Source organism: Mycobacterium sp. SMC-2 (assembly GCF_025263485.1).
GTDB lineage: Bacteria > Actinomycetota > Actinomycetes > Mycobacteriales > Mycobacteriaceae > Mycobacterium.
In genome coordinates this window covers 1,462,583-1,479,197 of record NZ_CP079863.1, presented here as the reverse complement: position 1 = coordinate 1,479,197, position 16,615 = coordinate 1,462,583, and the positions used below count along the sequence as shown (strand labels likewise).

General features: G+C 71.3%; 17 protein-coding genes. 4 read left to right on the top strand and 13 right to left on the bottom strand.

Translation table 11 applies throughout. The annotated features are described in order from the left end of the window. Nucleotides 1-99: 99 nt before the first annotated feature. From KXD96_RS06970 to KXD96_RS06960, 3 genes are read right to left on the bottom strand one after another with little or no spacing between them, the layout of a single operon-like run. Entirely contained in the window at nt 100-762 is a 663-nt protein-coding gene (locus KXD96_RS06970) for a DUF2064 domain-containing protein (protein WP_260743824.1), read from the bottom strand. Then, nucleotides 759-1,412: a glycosyltransferase family 2 protein gene (locus KXD96_RS06965; RefSeq protein WP_260743823.1), complete on the bottom strand. Its 654-nt coding sequence runs from the start codon at nt 1,410-1,412 to the stop codon at nt 759-761. Before KXD96_RS06965 ends, KXD96_RS06970 begins: the two co-directional genes overlap by 4 nt. A 7-nt stretch (nt 1,413-1,419) precedes the next feature. Further along, nucleotides 1,420-3,024 (bottom strand): hypothetical protein, encoded by a 1,605-nt coding sequence (locus KXD96_RS06960; protein ID WP_260743822.1) that lies wholly within the window; start codon nt 3,022-3,024, stop codon nt 1,420-1,422. 200 nt (nt 3,025-3,224) lie between these two features. On the opposite strand from KXD96_RS06960, the gene KXD96_RS06955 reads away from it, so the two are divergent. Next, on the top strand, nt 3,225-4,847 hold the full coding sequence (locus tag KXD96_RS06955; protein WP_260745258.1) for a hypothetical protein: 1,623 nt from the start codon (nt 3,225-3,227) through the stop codon (nt 4,845-4,847). Here the strand turns inward: KXD96_RS06955 and KXD96_RS06950 are convergent, their stop codons facing one another. Together KXD96_RS06950 and KXD96_RS06945 are read right to left on the bottom strand one after the other, a co-directional pair. Beyond that, nucleotides 4,848-5,879, bottom strand: a complete 1,032-nt coding sequence (locus KXD96_RS06950) for an NAD-dependent epimerase/dehydratase family protein (protein ID WP_260743821.1) — start codon at nt 5,877-5,879, stop codon at nt 4,848-4,850. Beyond that, entirely contained in the window at nt 5,876-6,652 is a 777-nt protein-coding gene (locus KXD96_RS06945; RefSeq protein ID WP_260743820.1) for an S-methyl-5'-thioadenosine phosphorylase, read from the bottom strand. The genes KXD96_RS06950 and KXD96_RS06945 overlap by 4 nt, the downstream gene beginning before the upstream one ends. A gap of 34 nt (nt 6,653-6,686) precedes the next feature. On the opposite strand from KXD96_RS06945, the gene KXD96_RS06940 reads away from it, so the two are divergent. Further along, on the top strand, nt 6,687-7,559 hold the full coding sequence (locus KXD96_RS06940) for a 1,4-dihydroxy-2-naphthoate polyprenyltransferase (protein ID WP_260743819.1): 873 nt from the start codon (nt 6,687-6,689) through the stop codon (nt 7,557-7,559). Nucleotides 7,560-7,726: 167 nt separating this feature from the next. Continuing rightward, complete coding sequence (gene fabH, locus KXD96_RS06935; protein ID WP_260743818.1) at nt 7,727-8,734, top strand: beta-ketoacyl-ACP synthase III; 1,008 nt, start codon at nt 7,727-7,729, stop codon at nt 8,732-8,734. Here fabH and KXD96_RS06930 read toward each other — a convergent pair whose 3' ends face one another. Then, nucleotides 8,735-8,995, bottom strand: coding sequence for a DUF4229 domain-containing protein (locus KXD96_RS06930; protein ID WP_260745257.1), 261 nt, complete (start codon nt 8,993-8,995; stop codon nt 8,735-8,737). It lies immediately after the preceding gene. A gap of 157 nt (nt 8,996-9,152) precedes the next feature. Between KXD96_RS06930 and KXD96_RS06925 the strand changes: the two genes are divergently transcribed. Beyond that, complete coding sequence (locus tag KXD96_RS06925) at nt 9,153-9,314, top strand: hypothetical protein (protein ID WP_102418829.1); 162 nt, start codon at nt 9,153-9,155, stop codon at nt 9,312-9,314. A gap of 4 nt (nt 9,315-9,318) precedes the next feature. Here the strand turns inward: KXD96_RS06925 and KXD96_RS06920 are convergent, their stop codons facing one another. From KXD96_RS06920 to hemL, 7 genes are all read right to left on the bottom strand, one after another. Beyond that, nucleotides 9,319-10,617 carry a MinD/ParA family protein gene (locus KXD96_RS06920; protein ID WP_260743817.1) on the bottom strand — a complete coding sequence of 433 codons (1,299 nt, stop codon included), beginning with the start codon at nt 10,615-10,617 and terminating at the stop codon, nt 9,319-9,321. 43 nt (nt 10,618-10,660) lie between these two features. Next, a complete protein-coding gene (ccsB, locus tag KXD96_RS06915) occupies nt 10,661-11,638 on the bottom strand; it encodes a c-type cytochrome biogenesis protein CcsB (protein ID WP_260743816.1) in 978 nt (325 codons plus the stop codon). Continuing rightward, complete coding sequence (locus KXD96_RS06910) at nt 11,635-13,188, bottom strand: cytochrome c biogenesis protein ResB (RefSeq protein WP_260743815.1); 1,554 nt, start codon at nt 13,186-13,188, stop codon at nt 11,635-11,637. The genes ccsB and KXD96_RS06910 overlap by 4 nt, the downstream gene beginning before the upstream one ends. A 113-nt stretch (nt 13,189-13,301) precedes the next feature. Then, on the bottom strand, nt 13,302-14,081 hold the full coding sequence (locus tag KXD96_RS06905) for a cytochrome c biogenesis CcdA family protein (RefSeq protein ID WP_260743814.1): 780 nt from the start codon (nt 14,079-14,081) through the stop codon (nt 13,302-13,304). After that, a complete protein-coding gene (locus KXD96_RS06900) occupies nt 14,078-14,665 on the bottom strand; it encodes a TlpA disulfide reductase family protein (protein WP_260743813.1) in 588 nt (195 codons plus the stop codon). Before KXD96_RS06900 ends, KXD96_RS06905 begins: the two co-directional genes overlap by 4 nt. Before the next feature lie 2 nt (nt 14,666-14,667). After that, complete coding sequence (locus KXD96_RS06895; protein ID WP_260743812.1) at nt 14,668-15,273, bottom strand: histidine phosphatase family protein; 606 nt, start codon at nt 15,271-15,273, stop codon at nt 14,668-14,670. Continuing rightward, nucleotides 15,273-16,604, bottom strand: a complete 1,332-nt coding sequence (gene hemL, locus KXD96_RS06890) for a glutamate-1-semialdehyde 2,1-aminomutase (RefSeq protein ID WP_260743811.1) — start codon at nt 16,602-16,604, stop codon at nt 15,273-15,275. Before hemL ends, KXD96_RS06895 begins: the two co-directional genes overlap by 1 nt. Nucleotides 16,605-16,615: the final 11 nt, after the last annotated feature.

Here is a 16,615-nt window from a genome sequence, read left to right as displayed (position 1 = left end):
CTTTGGGTGTGCGCTGGCGGCGGCGTTTCGCCGATTTCTCCGCCCAGGGCTCACACGCAGAGCCAAGGATTCACACGCAAAGCCCCGGCTGTGCTCGGCTCACAGTCCGGCCGCGCGGGTGACCTTCGCGAACCGGCTGGCGGGCCCGCACGCCTCGCGCACCGCGGCCACGTCGCCGATGACGTCGATGTCCCCCAACCGCGGGACGAGTTTCGCGTCAATTCCGTTGCCACGCAACGCGTTCAGTGTGAGGTCGCCGGTGTCGGGCTGCGACATCGGGACGGTGCGCAGGCATTCCGCCATGGTTGGCGCGGCCACCCCGAGCACCCACCAACCGCCGTCGTGGGCCAGCCCGAGCACCGCCGGCGCCGCCAGGAGCCGCCGCGCACAATCGGCCAGCAGCTCGGCGGTCACCTGGGGCGTGTCCATCCCGATCTGCAACACCGGATAGCCGTCCGCGGCGTCGGCGTGCGCGTTCGCGAGCCGGTCGGCGAAGTCGTGACCGCGCTGGCGAATCACCGTGAACGACCGCAGCCGTTGGCGAATCTCGGCCGCGCCGGCCGCGGCGCCCAGGTCGCCGGTGAGCGCCACCACCCGTTTGGCCACCGGCGCGGCGGCCACCGCGTCCAGCGTGTCCAGCAGTGCGGCCGCGGCGATTTCGGCGGCGACGAGCTCCCCGACCGTCGCCGCGAGCCGCGTCTTGGCCCGGCCCGGCTCCGGCGCCTTGGCAACCACCAGCAGCGTCACCGGCAGGACGCTCACGAGATCACCTTCCAGAAGTCGAGGATCGCGGTGATGCTCCCCCGCAGCGAACCACTGACCTTCGACTTGCCGCCGGTCCGGGGACCGTAGCTCACGTCGAGTTCGGCCACGCGCCAGCCGGCGGCCGCGGCGCGCACCAGCAGCTCCAGCGGATAGCCCGACCGCCTGTCGACGACGCCCAGGTTCAGCAGCGCCTCGCGCCGGGCCACCCGCATCGGCGCGATGTCGTGCACCGGCAGTCCGTGGCGGGTGCGCAGCCGCCAGCTCATCACCACGGTGCCGACCCGGGCTACCCATGGCCAGTGCAGCCCGGCCACCGGCCGGCGCCGCCCGACCACCAGATCGGCGCCCTGGTCAAGCGCGGCGACCAGCCGGGGCAGGTCACCGGCGTCCATCGACCCGTCGGCGTCGATGACCGCCACGATCGGGGTGGTCGCGGCCACCACGCCCGCGTGCACCGCCGAGCCGTATCCGGCCCGCGGCTCGGCGACCACCTGGGCGCCGTGCCGCAGCGCGACGGCGGCGGTGCCGTCGGTGCTGTTGTTGTCGACGACCAGCGCCCGATATCCGGCGGGTATGGCGGCCAGCACGGCCGGCAGCGACTCCTCTTCGTTGAGACAGGGCAGCACCACCGTGACGGCATCGGACATGGACGCCTCAGGACCCGTGCTGGGTGTGGGGCTGCCGCGGGACGAGCGTCTGCTGGGTCTGCGTGTGCTGCGGCGCCACCGTCGTCGGGTGCGTGCTGGGCGGCGCTACGGTTGCCGGCGTCTCGGTCGACGTGAACGGCGTCTTGGAGCTCGTGGGCGGTTCCGTAGTCGTCACGTGCGGCGGTGTCGTGGTCGTCGGCGTTGTCGTGGTCGGCGTCGTGGTGGACGGCGTTGTCGTGGTCGGCGTCGTGGTCGATGTCGTTGTCGTCGGCGTCGTCGTGGTCGTGGTGGGCGTCGTCGTGGTCGTAATCGTGGTCGTCGTCGTCGTGGTGGTCGTCGGCGAGTTGTACGGCGGTGTGGGGTAGCCGGGGTTCCATCCCGGCACCGGAACGATGACCGGGACCGGAACGGGCACAGCGGGATTCGGGTTGGGCACGAAACCCGGCGTGCCGGGCGGCACCGGGGCGGCCGGCCCGCCCGCGCCGGGCGAGGAAACCCGCGCCGGAAGAAGACCGTTGGCGTCCGGGACGACGCCGCCCTGGAAGCCGGCGTTGGGGTCGTCAGCCGGGGGCGGCGGCACCGGCGCCTGCTGCTGCGTCGGCAACAACGGCATGAACTTGCCCGGCGCGGCGTTCTGGTGTCCCACGACCGGCTGCTGACTCGCGGCGGGACGGACCGCGATGGCCACCGCGGCGGCCAGCGACGCGAATCCGATGATCGCGAAGGCGATTACGGCGTTGCCGACCAGCAACGATCGGCGACTGAGCCGCGAGGGGATGGCCTCGGTCTCGTCGAAGTCGTCCAATTCGTCGAATTCGGCGCCGTACTCGTCGCCGGTGAAAGACCCGGCATCGTCGGTCATCGAGTACGCCAGCTGTGGTTCCTCCACGTCCGGCGGGGGCACGACGGTCGTCTCGTCGCCGGTGGGTCCCACGGCAGGCGCCATCGCGGTGGCATCCCCGGCCGACAATGCCTGCGCCGCCGCGGCCATGGCCGCGCCGCGGGCGAGCGCAAAGGCGGGGTCGTCGGCCACCTGCACCCGCATGGTCGACTCGCCGCGGAACTGGTCGGCGACCCGGGCCAGCTCGGGGGAAGCGCCCACCAGGTACACCTCGCCCGGGGCGTCCGGCCGGGCGTTGAGCTGGGCCATCATCGTGTCGAACGCCGCCGTCGCGTCGCCGGCGAGCGACTCCTTGGCCAGCACGGTCGGCGGGGCGTCCCGGTCTTCGGCGGAACTTGGCACCGACAGGGTCGCCGTCGCGCCGTCCAGCACCAGCGCGGCACCGGGTCGGCCGACCGCGCGCATCAGGGCGGCCACCGCCTGCGGCTCCGAGAGCACGGCGACGTTGGAAACGCCGGAATCTTCCAGCGCTTGCCGGAGTTCGCCGGCGCGCGAATCGTCGCTCCAGCACACCCGGGTGCCGACCAGCCGGTGGTTCTCATCGGCCAGCAGCCGATTGGTGCCGACCACCGTCTCGGTCAGTTTCCCGACCGGGTCGTCCTCGAGATCGACAACGGATTGGTCGATCACGTCGGCGCCCCGTGCGCCCGGCCCGGCAAGGGCCAAGCGCGCGACCGGGCCCGTGACCGCGACCCCCAACACGACGTCCATCCCGGTTCTCCTTCGGCTGGCTACCCCACGACCAGCAATGTCCCGGCATCATTACACTTGCGATACCGTTGGCAGTATCCGTTATTCGGGCGACAAGCTTTGCCTACAGCGCAGCGTAACCAGCTTCTCGAACGACAGGACGGTCGCCAGGGAATCTGCCACGGCGTCCGAACGGAGAATAGTCCTTGATCCCGGGGGGCATGGTGAGCCAGCGCAGCGACGACCCGCCCACGGGGCCCATCCACGGGCAGGCGCAGCAAACCGCGCGGGATTCGACGCAGCACCGGCACCTGGTCAGCGACCTGACCGCCGTCGCGCTGCTCGTCGTCGCCCTGTTCCTGCCGTGGAATCTGTATTTCGGCGTGGGAATCCCCGACAGCAACCGGACCCTGTTCGCGGCGCTGCTCGCGGTGACCGTGCTGTCCGTCATCGCCGTCGCCGTGGCCGGTTCCTGGCGGTCGTCCGGCGCGCGGTTCAACCCCGCGACGGCGGGCCGGCTTCGCCTCGGGCTGAACATCCCCTACGCGCTGCTGGTGCTGGCCTTCGTCGGGTTCGACGCGTTCGAGACCGTCCGGTTCGGCGGCACGGTGAACGTGCCGGGCGGCGTGGGGCCCGGGGCGTGGGTGGGGATCGCCGGCTGCATGCTGAGCGCGCAAGCGGTGAAGGCGGGCGCCCGCTCCGGACCGGTCCCCGAAGGCGGCGAGCACACCGGCTGGCTGAGGTCCGCCCGGCTCATCGGCTACGCGTCGATGGTGTTGGCGGTGCTCAGCTTTGGCTTCAACCTGTACTGGCGCGTGCGCTACGCGCTGCAAAACGCCAGTGGCGCCGCCGAATTCGGCAGGCAAAACGTCGCGGTCATCGTGACCGCGGTGGTGTACGGCGTGGTGGCGTTGGTCGCCGTGCTGGTCGCGGCCAGGTGGTTGCTGCGCGGCAGTAGGGCCGCCCGGCTGGCCACCGTCGCGCTCGGCGCCTCGGCGCTGGTCGCCGGGATCCTGGTGTGGAGCCTGCCACTGGGGCGGGACATCGACGCGTTTCACGGCATCGCGCAGAACACGTCGACCGCCGGGGTCGGGTTCGAGGGCTACCTGGCATGGGCGGCCGCGGCGGCGATGTTCGCGCCGGGAACCCTGTTCGGCCAGCGGAACACCACCGGGGCCGAGGAGAGCGCTTGGCGGACGGCGGCCCGAACTGGCTTGCTGCTGATAGCCATATGGGCCCTGGGCTCGATGGTGATGAGATTTACCGATCTCTTCGTCGCGGTGAGCCTGAACTACCCGTTCTCCCGGTACGACAGCGTGGTGCTGGCCGCGTTCGACCTGGCCACCGCGGTCCTTGCGGTCTGGCTGCGCCTCAACCTGGCCGACGCCGCCCGCTCCGCCCGATTGATCTCGTCGCTGTGCGGGCTGGTCGCCGCGCTGAGCCTTGCCCGGGTCGTGGTGGGCGTGGTGCTGGCGCCGCGGTTCCCGGACTCACCCACTTCGCCCGCGCGGCAACCGGTCTACGGCAACAACCTCGCCCAGCAGATCACCAGCACCTTCGACGTGACGCTGTGCGGCCTGGCCTTGTGCATCCTGGGCGCCGCCATCGTCACCGGTCAGCTGCGCGGACGGCGGCTGCGCCGCCGCCGCACGGTCAGTAAGCCCGCGGCGGCCGGCGCTCCCGCCGAGCCGAGGGCGCGCGTCCCAGTGGGCCACGCCGTCGCGCCGTCGGCCGCGGCGACTACCCGGATCACCTCCGGCCCGCGGCTTTTCCGGGGCGACGACTCCGCGACGCGACAGATACCCGTCGAGAAACCCAAGATCTACCGGCCGCCGCAGGCCTAGTCAGCGCAGCGGGGCGAACGCGAATTCGCGCAAACCCTCGGCCGGGTCGATCGCCGCGCGGAAGCCCAGCACCTCGGCCGCCCGGGTCGGGTCGGCGACGATGTGGCGGACGTCGCCGCTGCGGTACTGGCCGGTGATCACCGGCGAGAGCGAACCGCCGCGCGCGTCACACAGTGCGCCGGCCACCTGCAGGATCGACACGGGCCGCCCCGAACAGACGTTGACCGCAGTGAAGCCGTCGAGCCCCGATGCCGCGGCCGCGACGTTGGCGGCGGCGACGTCGTCGACGTGGACGAAGTCCCGCATCTGACCGCCGTCCTCGAAAACCCTTGGCGGCTGGCCCTTTTCGATCGATGACCGAAAAATGGCCGCCACCCCGGAATAGGGGGTGTCGCGCGGCATCCCGGGGCCGTAGACGTTGTGGTAGCGCAGCGCCACCACCGAGCCGCCCACAGCCTCCGACCACGCCAGCGCGTAGTGCTCCTGCGCGGTCTTGCTGGCGGCGTACAGGCTGCGGGGCCGCAGCGCGGCGTCCTCGTCGACCAGGCGCCACTGCAGCTCCTCGCCCCCGGTCGGGCAGCGGTGTTCGAAAACCCCGGCGTCGAGGTCGGCGCGCCGCCGCGGCAACGGCTCGACGAGCCCGTGCTGCGCGCAGTGATACCGGCCCTGCCCGTACACCACCATCGACGACGCCAGCACCAGCCGGCGCACCCCGGCGGCGAACATCTGCGCCAGCAGCACCGTGGTGCCGAAATCGTTGTGGCCGCCGTAGGCGGGGGCGTCGGCGGCGTCCACACCCGCGCCGACCATCGCGGCCTGATGACAGACCAGGTCCACCCCGTCCAGCAGGGGCGCCAGCGCGTCGGCGTCACGGACGTCGACGCGGTGACATCCCTGCGGCAGCACGGCATTCGGGCCGTGCGCCGCGGGCAGCAACGCGTCGACACCGACCACCTCGTGACCCGCCGCCCGCAGCGCCGCGTCCACCCGCGAACCGATGAAACCGGCCACCCCGGTGAGCAATACCCTCATGGCAACTCGTGCGGCAGCGTGACGCCGGTGTGCGGCAGGCAGTGTTCGCAGTTGCGTTCGCTGGTGACGCGGCCGATCGCCTCGCGCACCAGCTCCTTGAATCCCCCGATGTTCTTCTCGAATTCGGCGAACACCTCGACGGTCGTCACGCCCTGGCCGGACGTGACACCGGCGTCCAGGTCGGTGACCAAAGCGATTGTCGCATAGCACATTTCGAGTTCTCGGGCGAGTACCGCCTCCGGATAGCCCGTCATGTTGACCACCGAGAAACCCGCGGAGGCGAACCACTGGCTTTCCGCCCGGGTGGAAAACCGCGGCCCCTGGATCACCACCATGGTGCCGCCGTCGACCACGCCGGGCAGGCCGGTGACCGCGGCGCGCAGGGTGGGGCAGTACGGGTCGGCGAAGTCGACGTGGACGCCGCCGGAGTCGAAGTAGGTGTCGGGGCGACCGCTGGTGCGGTCGACCAGCTGATCGGGCACCACGACGGCGCCCGGCCCGTGTTCGGGTTTGAGGCTGCCCACGGCGCAGGGGCCGAAGATTCGCCGCACCCCGAGCTTGCGCAGCGCCCACATATTGGCCCGATACGGCACGGTGTGCGCCGAGAACTGGTGGCTGCTCCCATGCCGGGGCAAGAACGCGACCTCGTGTCCGCCGACGGTGCCGATCGTCACCGCGGCGCTGGGCGGGCCGTACGGGGTGTCGACCTCGACGGCGCGGGTGTCGGACTCGAAGAAGGTGTAGAAGCCGCTGCCGCCGATGACTCCGAGCATCCGCCCATTGTGGTGCATGAGGCAGGATGCGTGCGTGGCCAGTTTCAGGCAGTGGATCTCCGGTGCGCGGCCGCGGACGCTGCCCAACGCGGTGGCGCCGGTCGTCGCAGGCACCGGCGCGGCGGCGTGGCTGGGATCCGCGGTGTGGTGGAGGGCGTTGCTGGCGCTGGCCGTCGCGGTCGCGCTGACCGTCGGCGTCAACTACGCCAACGACTACTCCGACGGCGTTCGCGGCACCGACGACGAGCGTGCCGGCCCGGTGCGCCTGGTGGGTTCGCGGCTGGCCACCCCGCGGTCGGTGCTGGCCGCCGCGGTGGCGAGCCTGTCGATCGGGGCGGCCGCCGGGCTCGCGCTAGCGCTGGTCAGCGCGCCATGGCTGATCGCCGTGGGCGCGGTGTGCATCGCCGGAGCGTGGCTGTACACGGGCGGCTCGAAACCCTACGGCTACGCCGGTTTTGGCGAGGTCGCGGTGTTGGTGTTTTTCGGCCTGGTGGCCGTGCTCGGCACCGAGTACACCCAGGCGTTGCGGGTGGACTGGGTGGGGCTCGCGCTGGCGGTGGCGATCGGGGCGGTGTCGTCGTCGGTGCTGGTGGCCAACAACCTGCGCGACATTCCCACCGACGCGAGGTCGGGCAAGATCACCCTGGCGGTGCGGCTGGGCGATGCCCGCACCCGCATCCTGTACCAGGCGCTGCTGGCGACAGCGGGGGTGTTGACCCTGGTGCTGATGGCCGCCACGCCGTGGTGCGCCGTGGGATTCGTGGCCGCGCCGCTGGCGTGGCGCGCCGCTTCCCCGGTGCGGTCGGGGCGCGGCGGCCCCGAGTTGATCCCCGTGCTACGCGACACCGGCCTGGCCATGGTCGCCTGGGCGGTCGCGGTGGCGGCGGCCCTGGCGCTGGCCGGCTGATCGACCGTGCGCCCACGGCCTTGAGCGTGCGCTGACGGTGGGGTCCGTCGGCGTGTCGCCACCGTATATGCACACTCGAGTGAAACGGCGGGACCGGATCCGATAACAATGAGGGACCGGCGTCGGCACCGATGGCCGTTCACAGCGAGCACCGATCGGGGACAGCAATGAAGCAGATCGCCGCGACCACTGGACCGAAGAACATCGGAATGCTCAGTGTCGGGGCCTACCGCCCCGAACGAGTGGTCACCAACGACGAGATATGCGAGAACATCGACTCGTCCGATGAGTGGATCTTCACCAGGACGGGGATCAAGACCCGTCGATTCGCCGCCCGGGAAGAATCCGCCGCGTCGATGGCCACCGAGGCGGGGCGGCAGGCGATCGAGAAGGCCGCGCTGACGCCGTCGGACATCGACTGCGTGATCGTCGCGACCAGCACGCATTTCCTGCAGACCCCGGCGTGCGCCCCGGCGGTCGCCGCCGCCTTGGGCGCCACGGGCGTGCCCGCGTTCGACGTCTCGGCGGGGTGCGCCGGCTTCGGCTACGCGCTCGGCGTCGCGGCCGACATGATTCGCGGCGGCACCGCGGCCAAGGTGCTGGTCCTCGGTTCGGAGAAGCTGTCGCCGACCGTGGACATGCACGACCGCACCAACTGCTTCATCTTCGCCGACGGCGCGGCCGGAGTGGTGGTGGGCGAGACGCCTGACCAGGGCATCGGGCCGACCGTCTGGGGCAGCGACGGTGAACAGGCCCTGGCGATACGCCAGGACATCGACTGGATCGACTACATGGACGCCCCCACGGGGCCCCGCCCCTTCCTGCGGCTGGAGGGCAGCGCGGTGTTCCGCTGGGCGGCATTCGAGATGGGCAAGGTCGGCCGGCAGGCGATGGACGCGGCGGGCATCCGGCCCGACGAGATCGACGTGTTCGTCCCGCACCAGGCCAACAGCCGCATCAACGAGGTCCTGGCCAAGAGCCTGGAGCTGCGGCCGGACGCCGTCGTGGCCAACGACATCGAGCACACCGGCAACACCTCCGCGGCTTCCATTCCCCTGGCGATGGCCGAACTGCTGGCGACCGGGGCGGCCAAGCCGGGCGATCTGGCCCTGCTGATCGGTTACGGCGCGGGCCTCAGCTATGCCGCGCAGGTCGTGCGGATGCCCAACGCCTGATCACGCTTGGTCGCGCCCCTCGTCGGGCGTTTCCTCACCGTGCAACCGGGCCCGCAGTTGTGCGCGCTCCCGGCGCCGGCGCTCACCGGCCAGCGCCAGCGACGCGGTGGCGCGCCGGCGCAGCGGCCCGAACACCCAGATACCCAGGGGCATCGCGATGATCAGCGCGAACAACGCGGCGATGACGAGCGGAAACTGGCTGACTCCGATCAGGCGCGCCACCCCATAGATCGCGGCGGCGAGCACCACCGCGAGCAGCAGCCGCGCCGCCGCGTAGAGCGCAACGTCGACGACCGCCCGACGCCCGGCGCCCTGCGACCGGCCGTCGTCCGCGCCGTCACCGGTGCCGCTGTCGCTAGCTCCTTCTGACACAGGGGAGAGCCTACGACGCGGGTATATTCGTCCAAGGAGGTGTTGAGTGCTCTACCTGCTGCTCGTCCTGATTCTGGGGACGCTGATCTACGTTGGCTGGCGGACGGCGCGGTCACAAATCAATCGGCCGAAGACGCGCGTTATCGGACCCGACGACGATCCAGAGTTCTTGCGGCGGTTAGGCCACGGGGACAACAACCCCCGCTGAGGCTCTACGCGATCCCGGGGTTGCGCTGGTCGCCGGGGAATCCGTCGGCGACGATGGCTGCCAGCTCGGTGAGCGCCTCGCGGGTCTTCCGCTTCAGCCGGTCCAACTCGATTTCGGCGCCCTCCTCGAGGTGCGGGTCGAACGGCACCACCTGGACCGCGCGGCAGCGGCGGGCGAAATGGTCGACCACCTTGTTCATGTCGACCTTGCCCGTCCGCGACCGCACCCCGTTGATGACCGCGATCGAATTGCGCACCATCTCCTGGTAGCCGTGCGCGTCCAACCAGTCCAGCGTTGCCGACGCGCTGCGCGCCCCGTCGATCGATGCGGAGCTGACCACGACGAGCACGTCGGCCTTCTCCAGCACCGAGGACATCACCGAATGCAGCAGACCCGGGCCGCAGTCGGTGAGCACCAGGCCGTAGAACCGCTCCAGGACGTCCAAGACCCGGGTGTAGTCGTCGGCGCTGAACGCCTCCGAGATGGCCGGGTCGGATTCTGAGGCCAGTACTTCCAGCCCGCTCGGGCCCTTCGACGTGTAGCGCCGGACATCGCTGTAGCGCTCGATGCTCGCGGCGTCGTGCAGCAGCTGGCGGACCGTCGCCGACGTCTCCAGCGGGATCCTCTGGCTCAGTGTGCCGCGGTCGGGGTTGGCGTCGACCGCGACCACCCGGTCACCGCGGATGGAGGCGAAGGTGGCGCCCACCATCGCGGTGATCGTCGTCTTGCCGACGCCGCCCTTCAGCGAGACCAGCACGATCCGGTAGCACCCGCGCAGCGGCCGGTTCACCTGTGCCACCAGGTTGTTGTAGCGGGCCGAGCGGGGGCTCTCCCCCAGGTTGACCAGATGCCCGGACAGCTCATAGAGCAGCCGGCGCCAGCCCTCGGACGGCGGCGGTTTGACGGGCCGAAGCAACACGCCGGTGGACAGTTCCGGGTACGGCGTGTGCGGCACGGACTCGGGCCGCGGCGGCGTTTGCGGAGGCGGCGCGTCGGCGGGGCCGGCGTAGTAGGCGCCGTATGCGGTCGGGTCGACGCGCGGTATACCGGTCACCGGGGTGGCATCCCACGGCGGCATCCCCGCGGGCCTGGGCGTGGTGGGCGGCGCCGCCTCCCGCTGCTCGGGGCCGGGCACCCGCCGCTCGGTGCGGAATCCGGCGAAGGCGCGGGTCGGCGCCTCGCCGGCGTCGGACGGCGACTCGTCAGCGTTTTCCGGCGGCGGCGAGGCCGCCGGCTCCTGCGGGGGCAGTTGCGTGGTCGGTTCCTCGGGCGCCCCCACGCCCGTCGTTGGATGGTCGGACACTTGCACTCCCCCTTGTTGTGTTACTTGGGTCGGTCGCTAGCGGTCACCCCACGCCCGCATACGAATGCAGGCCCACCGTGACCAGGTTAACGAAGAACAGGTTGAAGACCATGGCCACGAACCCGGCGACGTTGATCCAGGCCGCCTTCCTGTCCCGCCAGCCCGCCGTCGACCTGGCGTGCAAGTAGGCGGCGTAGATCACCCATGCGACGAAGGACACTGTCTCCTTGGGATCCCAGCCCCAATACCGGCCCCACGCCTCCTCGGCCCAGATCGCGCCGAAGATGACCCCGAAGCCGAAAACGGGGAAGGCGAAGATCGTGGTCCGGTAGGCGACGCGGTCCAGGGTCTGCGCGTCGGGGAATCGCCGCACCATCCGGGCCAGGGCACCGTCGGCCCCGGGATCACTCAGCGCCGAGGTGCGCAGCAGGAACAGAATGCTGGCGATGCCGGCGACCATGAACACCCCGGAGCCCAGGCTGACCACGGACACGTGGATGGGCAGCCAGTAGGACTGCAGCGCGGGCATCACCGGCGCGGCGTTGGTGTAGAGCCAGCGCCCGGACACCGTGAGCAGGATCAGCACCGGCACCAGCAGGAAGACCCACAGCGGGCGGTATAGCGGGCGGCGCAACACGAAAGCCCCGGCCAGCAGCCCGCACATGCAGGTCAGGTTGATGAACTCGTACATGTTGCCCCACGGCGCCCGCAGGGTGGCCAGGCCGCGCAGCACGATGCAGGCGAGCAGCAGCCCGATGCCGAGGTAGACGACGGCCAGCCCGGCCCGCCCGACGCGTTCGTCGAACGGCCGCGCGGGGACGTCCTCCACGATGCCCGGGCTGAAGCTGTCGGAGGAGACCGCACCGGCCAGGACCTGCTCGCGCCGGTCGACGCGGCGGCCGCCCGCATACGCCAGCTCGAAGGCCAGCAGCAGCAGCGCGATGACGAGCGCCACCACGGCCGACGTGAACGCCCAGTCGGAATAGCGCGCCAAGACGATGTTGACGTGCAACGTGTTCATTTGACGTCCACCTGAGAACTCCTTCTGGACGCGGCAGGCTCGCCAAGGCCATCCAGCACCCGCTCGGTCAACCGCTCGAACTCGTCGCCCCACCCGGAGTTGTCGGTGCGCGCCAGCCCGCCCAGTTCGACGTTCACCGTACCGGCCCCCGGGGTGAGCCTGACCCACACCCGGCGACGGCGCACCAGCAGCGACACCAGCAGCCCGGCCATCATCGTGACGGCGAAGACCAGCACCCAGCTTTGGCCGGGGTCGTGGGAGACCTGCAGGTTGACGAACGGCACGGCGCCGTCGAAGCGGACGACGGTGCCCGCCGCCGGGCCCTGGTCGATCCGGACCTCCTGCCCGGCACGCAGATTGACGCGCTTTTCCTTGGTCAGCCGCCCCTGCTGGATCAACCGGGGGTCCAGCGTGAACAGCGATTGGGGCCGCCCGGTGTCCAGGCCAGTGTCGCCGCGGTAGATGTCGACGGCCACCGCGGGGGCGTTCAGGGCCGGGAAACTCGACGACATCAGCGTGCCCTCGAGCTGCTCCGTCGGCGCCAGCAGGCCCTGTATCGCGATCTCGTGCGCGCGGCGCTCGGCGGCGGTGCGATAGCTGCCGGCGGGCGGGTCGATGCGCACCACCCCCGAGCTGAGCAGGGTCTGCGGGTTGTCGGGTCGCCATTGCACGGTCGACGTGCGGGTCTGCCCGTCCGGGAAGGTCACGGTGAAGGTGGGCGCGTAGCCGTGGCCCTGCAGGTACACCCGGTCGCCGCCGACCCGCAGCGGATGGTTGACCTCCAGCAGGTAGTGCCGCCAGTTGTTGGCCGCCAGATCGCGGCCCGCCTGGTAGTCGATGTCGGCGGCGAACGAGGTGGCCTGCCCCGACGGCAGGTAGTGCGCCTGAAAGTCGTTGACGCGGATGCAGATCGGATTGAGCGACGTGCCGTCGACGGTGTTGCCGGCGCGGAACGAGTCGAACGCCGCCGGCGAGGCCGAGCAGAAGCCCGGGCCGGAGTCGGCGATGACGATGACGTTGCCCTCGTAGCCGAACAGCTTGCCGACGGCCACCGCGACCAGCAGGCCCAGCAAGGAGAAGTGGAAGGCGATGTTGCCGAATTCACGCAGGTAGCCCTTTTCGGCGGACACCTCGACGACCTCGCCTTCGTGCCGGATCGCCGTCCGCCAGCCGCGCAGCCGGTCGGTGATCCTGTTCGCCAGGGCGTTCAGCTCGTCGGGGTCGCCTTTCAGCTGAGCGCTGGCGTGCTTGGGCAGCCGGGCCAGGTTGCGCGGGGCGGCCACCGGGGTGGCGCGCAGGCTGCGGGCATGCTCGATCATCCGCGGGGTCAGGCAGCCGACCAGCGAGACGAACAGCAGGACGTAGACGGCGGTGAACCAGAAGCTGGAGAACACGTTGAACGCCTGCAGCCGATCCAGCCACGGCCCGATGACCGGGTGGGCCTTCAGGTAGTCGTCGACCTTGCCGGCGTTGAGGCTGCGCTGGGGCAGCAGCGCCCCGGGTATCGCGCCCAGCGCGAGCAGGAACAGCAGCACCAGCGCGGTGCCCATGGAGGTCAGCGCGCGCCAGGTGTTGCGCCCCCTTTGCGCGAGCAGACGCAAAATCGCACTGGGACGGGTCTTTCCGTGCGATTCTGCGTCTGCTCGCGGCTCTACCGGGGAGCTCAAATCGGCAGCCTCACGTCGGACACGAAGGCGTCGCGCAGCCAGGAGGTGAAGTCGTTCCACACCCCGCTGACCAGCAGGGCACCGACCGTGATCAGCAGCGCGCCGCCGAAGATCTGGATGGCCCGGGTATGGCGCCGCAGCCAGCCCAGCGCCCCGACGGCGCCCGCCGAGCCGAACGCCAACAGCACGAACGGGATGCCCAGCCCCAGGCAGTAGGCGATCACCAGGGCGGTGCCGCGAGCCACGCTCGCGCCGTCGGTGGCCGAGGCCACGGTGATGACGCCGGCCAGCGTCGGCCCCAGGCACGGCGTCCAGCCCAACGCGAACACCGCGCCCAGCAGCGGCGCCCCGGCGACCGTCGTCAGCTGGCGCGGGCTGAACCGGGCCTGGCGCTGCAGCGCCGGGATGAGGCCGACGAAGACCAGGCCCATCACGATCGTCAGCACGCCACCGACCCGCTGTAGCAGCAGCTGGTTGGTGATCAGAGTGGTGGTCATCCCGAGGACGGCGACCGTGCCCAGGACGAACACAGTGGTGAACCCGGCGACGAACAACGCGGCCGAGCCGGCGACCCGCCATCGCGCCGACGGTGGGGCCTTGACCTGGCCGGGCAACGGCTGCTCGTCCACGCCGACGACGGCGGCCAGGTAGGACAGGTAGCCGGGCACCAGGGGCACCACGCACGGCGAGGCGAAGGACACCAGCCCCGCGAGCAGGCACACGCCGAGGGCCACCAGGAGCGGCCCGGCGGCGGCGATCTGGGTGAAGCCGGTCATTCTCGCGCCAGCTTCTGCACCACGGGCTGCAGGTCGGCCGCCAGCATTTCGCGCAGGAACACCGCCGCGACGCGGTGCTGGCGGTCGAGGACGAGCGTGGACGGGATCACGGTGGTGGGGTACTTGCCGCCGAACGCGATCAGGGTGCGCATCGCCGGGTCGTAGATCGACGGGAAGGTCACGTGCCGGTCATTGACGAAGTCCAGCGCCGCCTGGCGGTTGCTGTCGCGCACGTCGATGCCGAGAAAAGACACCCCGGCGTCGCGGGTGGCGTCGTACACCTGCTGCAGCTGGCTGACCTCGGCCCGGCACGGGCCGCACCACTGCCCCCAGATGTTGATGACGACGACCCGGCCGGCGAAGGTCGGATCGTCCAGCGACAGCGGGTGGGCGGGGTCCGCCAGGTCGGGCCCCGACAGCGGGCCGGGGCGGCCACGGCTGGACGGCGGGTTGTAGTAAATGTCGGTCTTCCCGCCGGGCGAGACGAATTCGAAGGTGCCGCCCTGGGCGACCGCGTCGCGACCCGAAGAGCACCCGGCAACCAGGGTCGTCAGCACGACCCCGGCCACCACCAGTCGCCACATGCTCAGAGCGCCGGCTCCCGGTACTCGACGTCGACCAGCCGGTCACCCTCGTACACCAGGGTGGTGATCGAGCACAGGCCGCACTCGCGCCGTCGCGGGTCGTGCCACAGCCGCCGGCCGGTCAGGTGCAGCCGCAGCGTCCATACCGGCAGCTGGTGGCTGACGCACACCACCTCGCGGCCGGCCCCGCGCGCGCGGACCTTGTCCACCGCGGTCGTCATGCGCGCCGCGATCTCGGCGTACGGTTCACCCCACGAGGGGGTGAACGGGTTGCGCAGCTGCCACCAGAATCGCGGGTCGCGCCAGGCGCCGTCGCCCGGGCCGACGCGGCGGCCCTCGAAGAAGTTCGCGGACTCGATCAGGTCGTGATCGGTGTCGACGGCCACGTCGTGCTTGGCGGCGATGGGCGCGGCGGTTTCCTGGGCCCGTTGCAGCGGGGAGGCGACGACGGCGGCGATGTCCCGGCCGGCCAGCGCCTCGGCGACGGCGGCCGCCTGCTCGCGGCCCCGCTCGGATAGGCGGAACCCCGGCAGCCGGCCATAGAGGACGCCGCTGGGGTTGTGCACCTCCCCGTGGCGCACGACGTGGACGCGGGTTTGCTCGGACATCAGGGCTGGTCCTTTTGGGCGGCCGCGCGGGCGGCGGCGGGCAGGGCATCGGCGATCCGGTCGAACGCGGCGTCGTCCAGCGCCGCCGAGACGAACCATGCCTCGAAGGCGCTGCACGGCGGGTAGACGCCCGCGTCCAGCAGCGCGTGGAAGAACGGCGGATAACGCCAGGTCTGGGTGGCCCGCGCGGACGCGAAGTCGGTCACCGGCGTGTCGGCGAAGAACACGCTGAGCATGTTGCCGGCCCGCGAAAGCTGGTGTGGCACACCGGCGTCCGTCAGGGCCTCCGAGAGCAGGGCTGCCAGCCGATCGGCGTTGGCGTCCAGCGCGGCGTAGACGGCGGCGTCGGCGGCACGCAACGTCGCCAGGCCGGCGGCCACCGCCACCGGGTTGCCGGACAGCGTGCCGGCCTGATACACGGGCCCCAGCGGCGCCAGCCGCTCCATCACCTCGGCGCGGCCGCCGAACGCGGCCGCGGGCAGCCCGCCACTCATCACCTTGCCGAAGGTGAACAGGTCGGCGGCGACGGGATCTATTCCGTACCAACCGCTTCGGCTGACCCGGAACCCGGTCATCACCTCGTCGACGATCAGCAGCGCACCGTGTTCGGCGGTGATGGCGCGCAGCGCGGCGTTGTAGCCGGCCAGGGGTGGGACGACGCCCATGTTGCCGGGGCTGGCCTCGGTGATCACCGCGGCGATCTGGTCGCCGAGCTCGGCGAAGGTCCGCCGCACGGCGTCGATGTCGTTGTACGGCAACACGATCGTGTCGGCCGCCGCCGCGCCGGTGACCCCGGGCGAGGACGGCAGGCCCAGCGTCGCCACCCCGGAACCCGCGTCGGCGAGCAGCGCGTCGACGTGGCCGTGGTAGCAGCCGGAGAACTTGACGATCTTGGGCCTGCCGGTGAACCCGCGGGCCAGCCGGATCGCGCTCATCGTGGCCTCGGTGCCGGAGTTGACCAGCCGTATCCGTTCGACGGGCGCCACCCGCCCGATGATCTCGGCGGCCAGCTGGCTCTCCGCCGGCGTGGGCGCACCGAACGACAGGCCGGAAGCGGCGGCCCGGGCGACGGCCTCGACGACGGCCGGGTGCGCGTGCCCCAGGATCATCGGGCCCCAGGAGCAGACCAGGTCGACGTAGCGATTGCCGTCGGCGTCGGTGAGCCGGCACCCGCGCGCCTCGGTGATGAAGCGCGGGGTCCCGCCCACCGCGGTGAAGGCCCGCACCGGCGAGTTCACCCCGCCGGGGATGACCTGGCAGGCATCCTCGAACAGCCGGGCCGACGCCGCCGTCGTGGCGGCGTGCGCGGTCGCCTGGTCACTGCTTCCCATGACGACCAGTG

Excerpts from the sequence above, each read along its gene's own strand:
- KXD96_RS06955 (WP_260745258.1), top strand. The coding sequence starts at position 3,225 with ATGGTGAGCCAGCGCAGCGACGACCCGCCCACGGGGCCCATCCACGGG.
- KXD96_RS06960 (WP_260743822.1), bottom strand. The coding sequence starts at position 3,024 with ATGGACGTCGTGTTGGGGGTCGCGGTCACGGGCCCGGTCGCGCGCTTG.
- hemL (WP_260743811.1), bottom strand. The coding sequence starts at position 16,604 with ATGGGAAGCAGTGACCAGGCGACCGCGCACGCCGCCACGACGGCGGCG.
- ccsB (WP_260743816.1), bottom strand. The coding sequence starts at position 11,638 with ATGAACACGTTGCACGTCAACATCGTCTTGGCGCGCTATTCCGACTGG.
- KXD96_RS06900 (WP_260743813.1), bottom strand. The coding sequence starts at position 14,665 with ATGTGGCGACTGGTGGTGGCCGGGGTCGTGCTGACGACCCTGGTTGCC.
- KXD96_RS06950 (WP_260743821.1), bottom strand. The coding sequence starts at position 5,879 with ATGAGGGTATTGCTCACCGGGGTGGCCGGTTTCATCGGTTCGCGGGTG.
- fabH (WP_260743818.1), top strand. The coding sequence starts at position 7,727 with ATGAAGCAGATCGCCGCGACCACTGGACCGAAGAACATCGGAATGCTC.
- KXD96_RS06965 (WP_260743823.1), bottom strand. The coding sequence starts at position 1,412 with ATGTCCGATGCCGTCACGGTGGTGCTGCCCTGTCTCAACGAAGAGGAG.
- KXD96_RS06945 (WP_260743820.1), bottom strand. The coding sequence starts at position 6,652 with ATGCTCGGAGTCATCGGCGGCAGCGGCTTCTACACCTTCTTCGAGTCC.
- KXD96_RS06910 (WP_260743815.1), bottom strand. The coding sequence starts at position 13,188 with ATGGGCACCGCGCTGGTGCTGCTGTTCCTGCTCGCGCTGGGCGCGATA.
- KXD96_RS06895 (WP_260743812.1), bottom strand. The coding sequence starts at position 15,273 with ATGTCCGAGCAAACCCGCGTCCACGTCGTGCGCCACGGGGAGGTGCAC.
- KXD96_RS06905 (WP_260743814.1), bottom strand. The coding sequence starts at position 14,081 with ATGACCGGCTTCACCCAGATCGCCGCCGCCGGGCCGCTCCTGGTGGCC.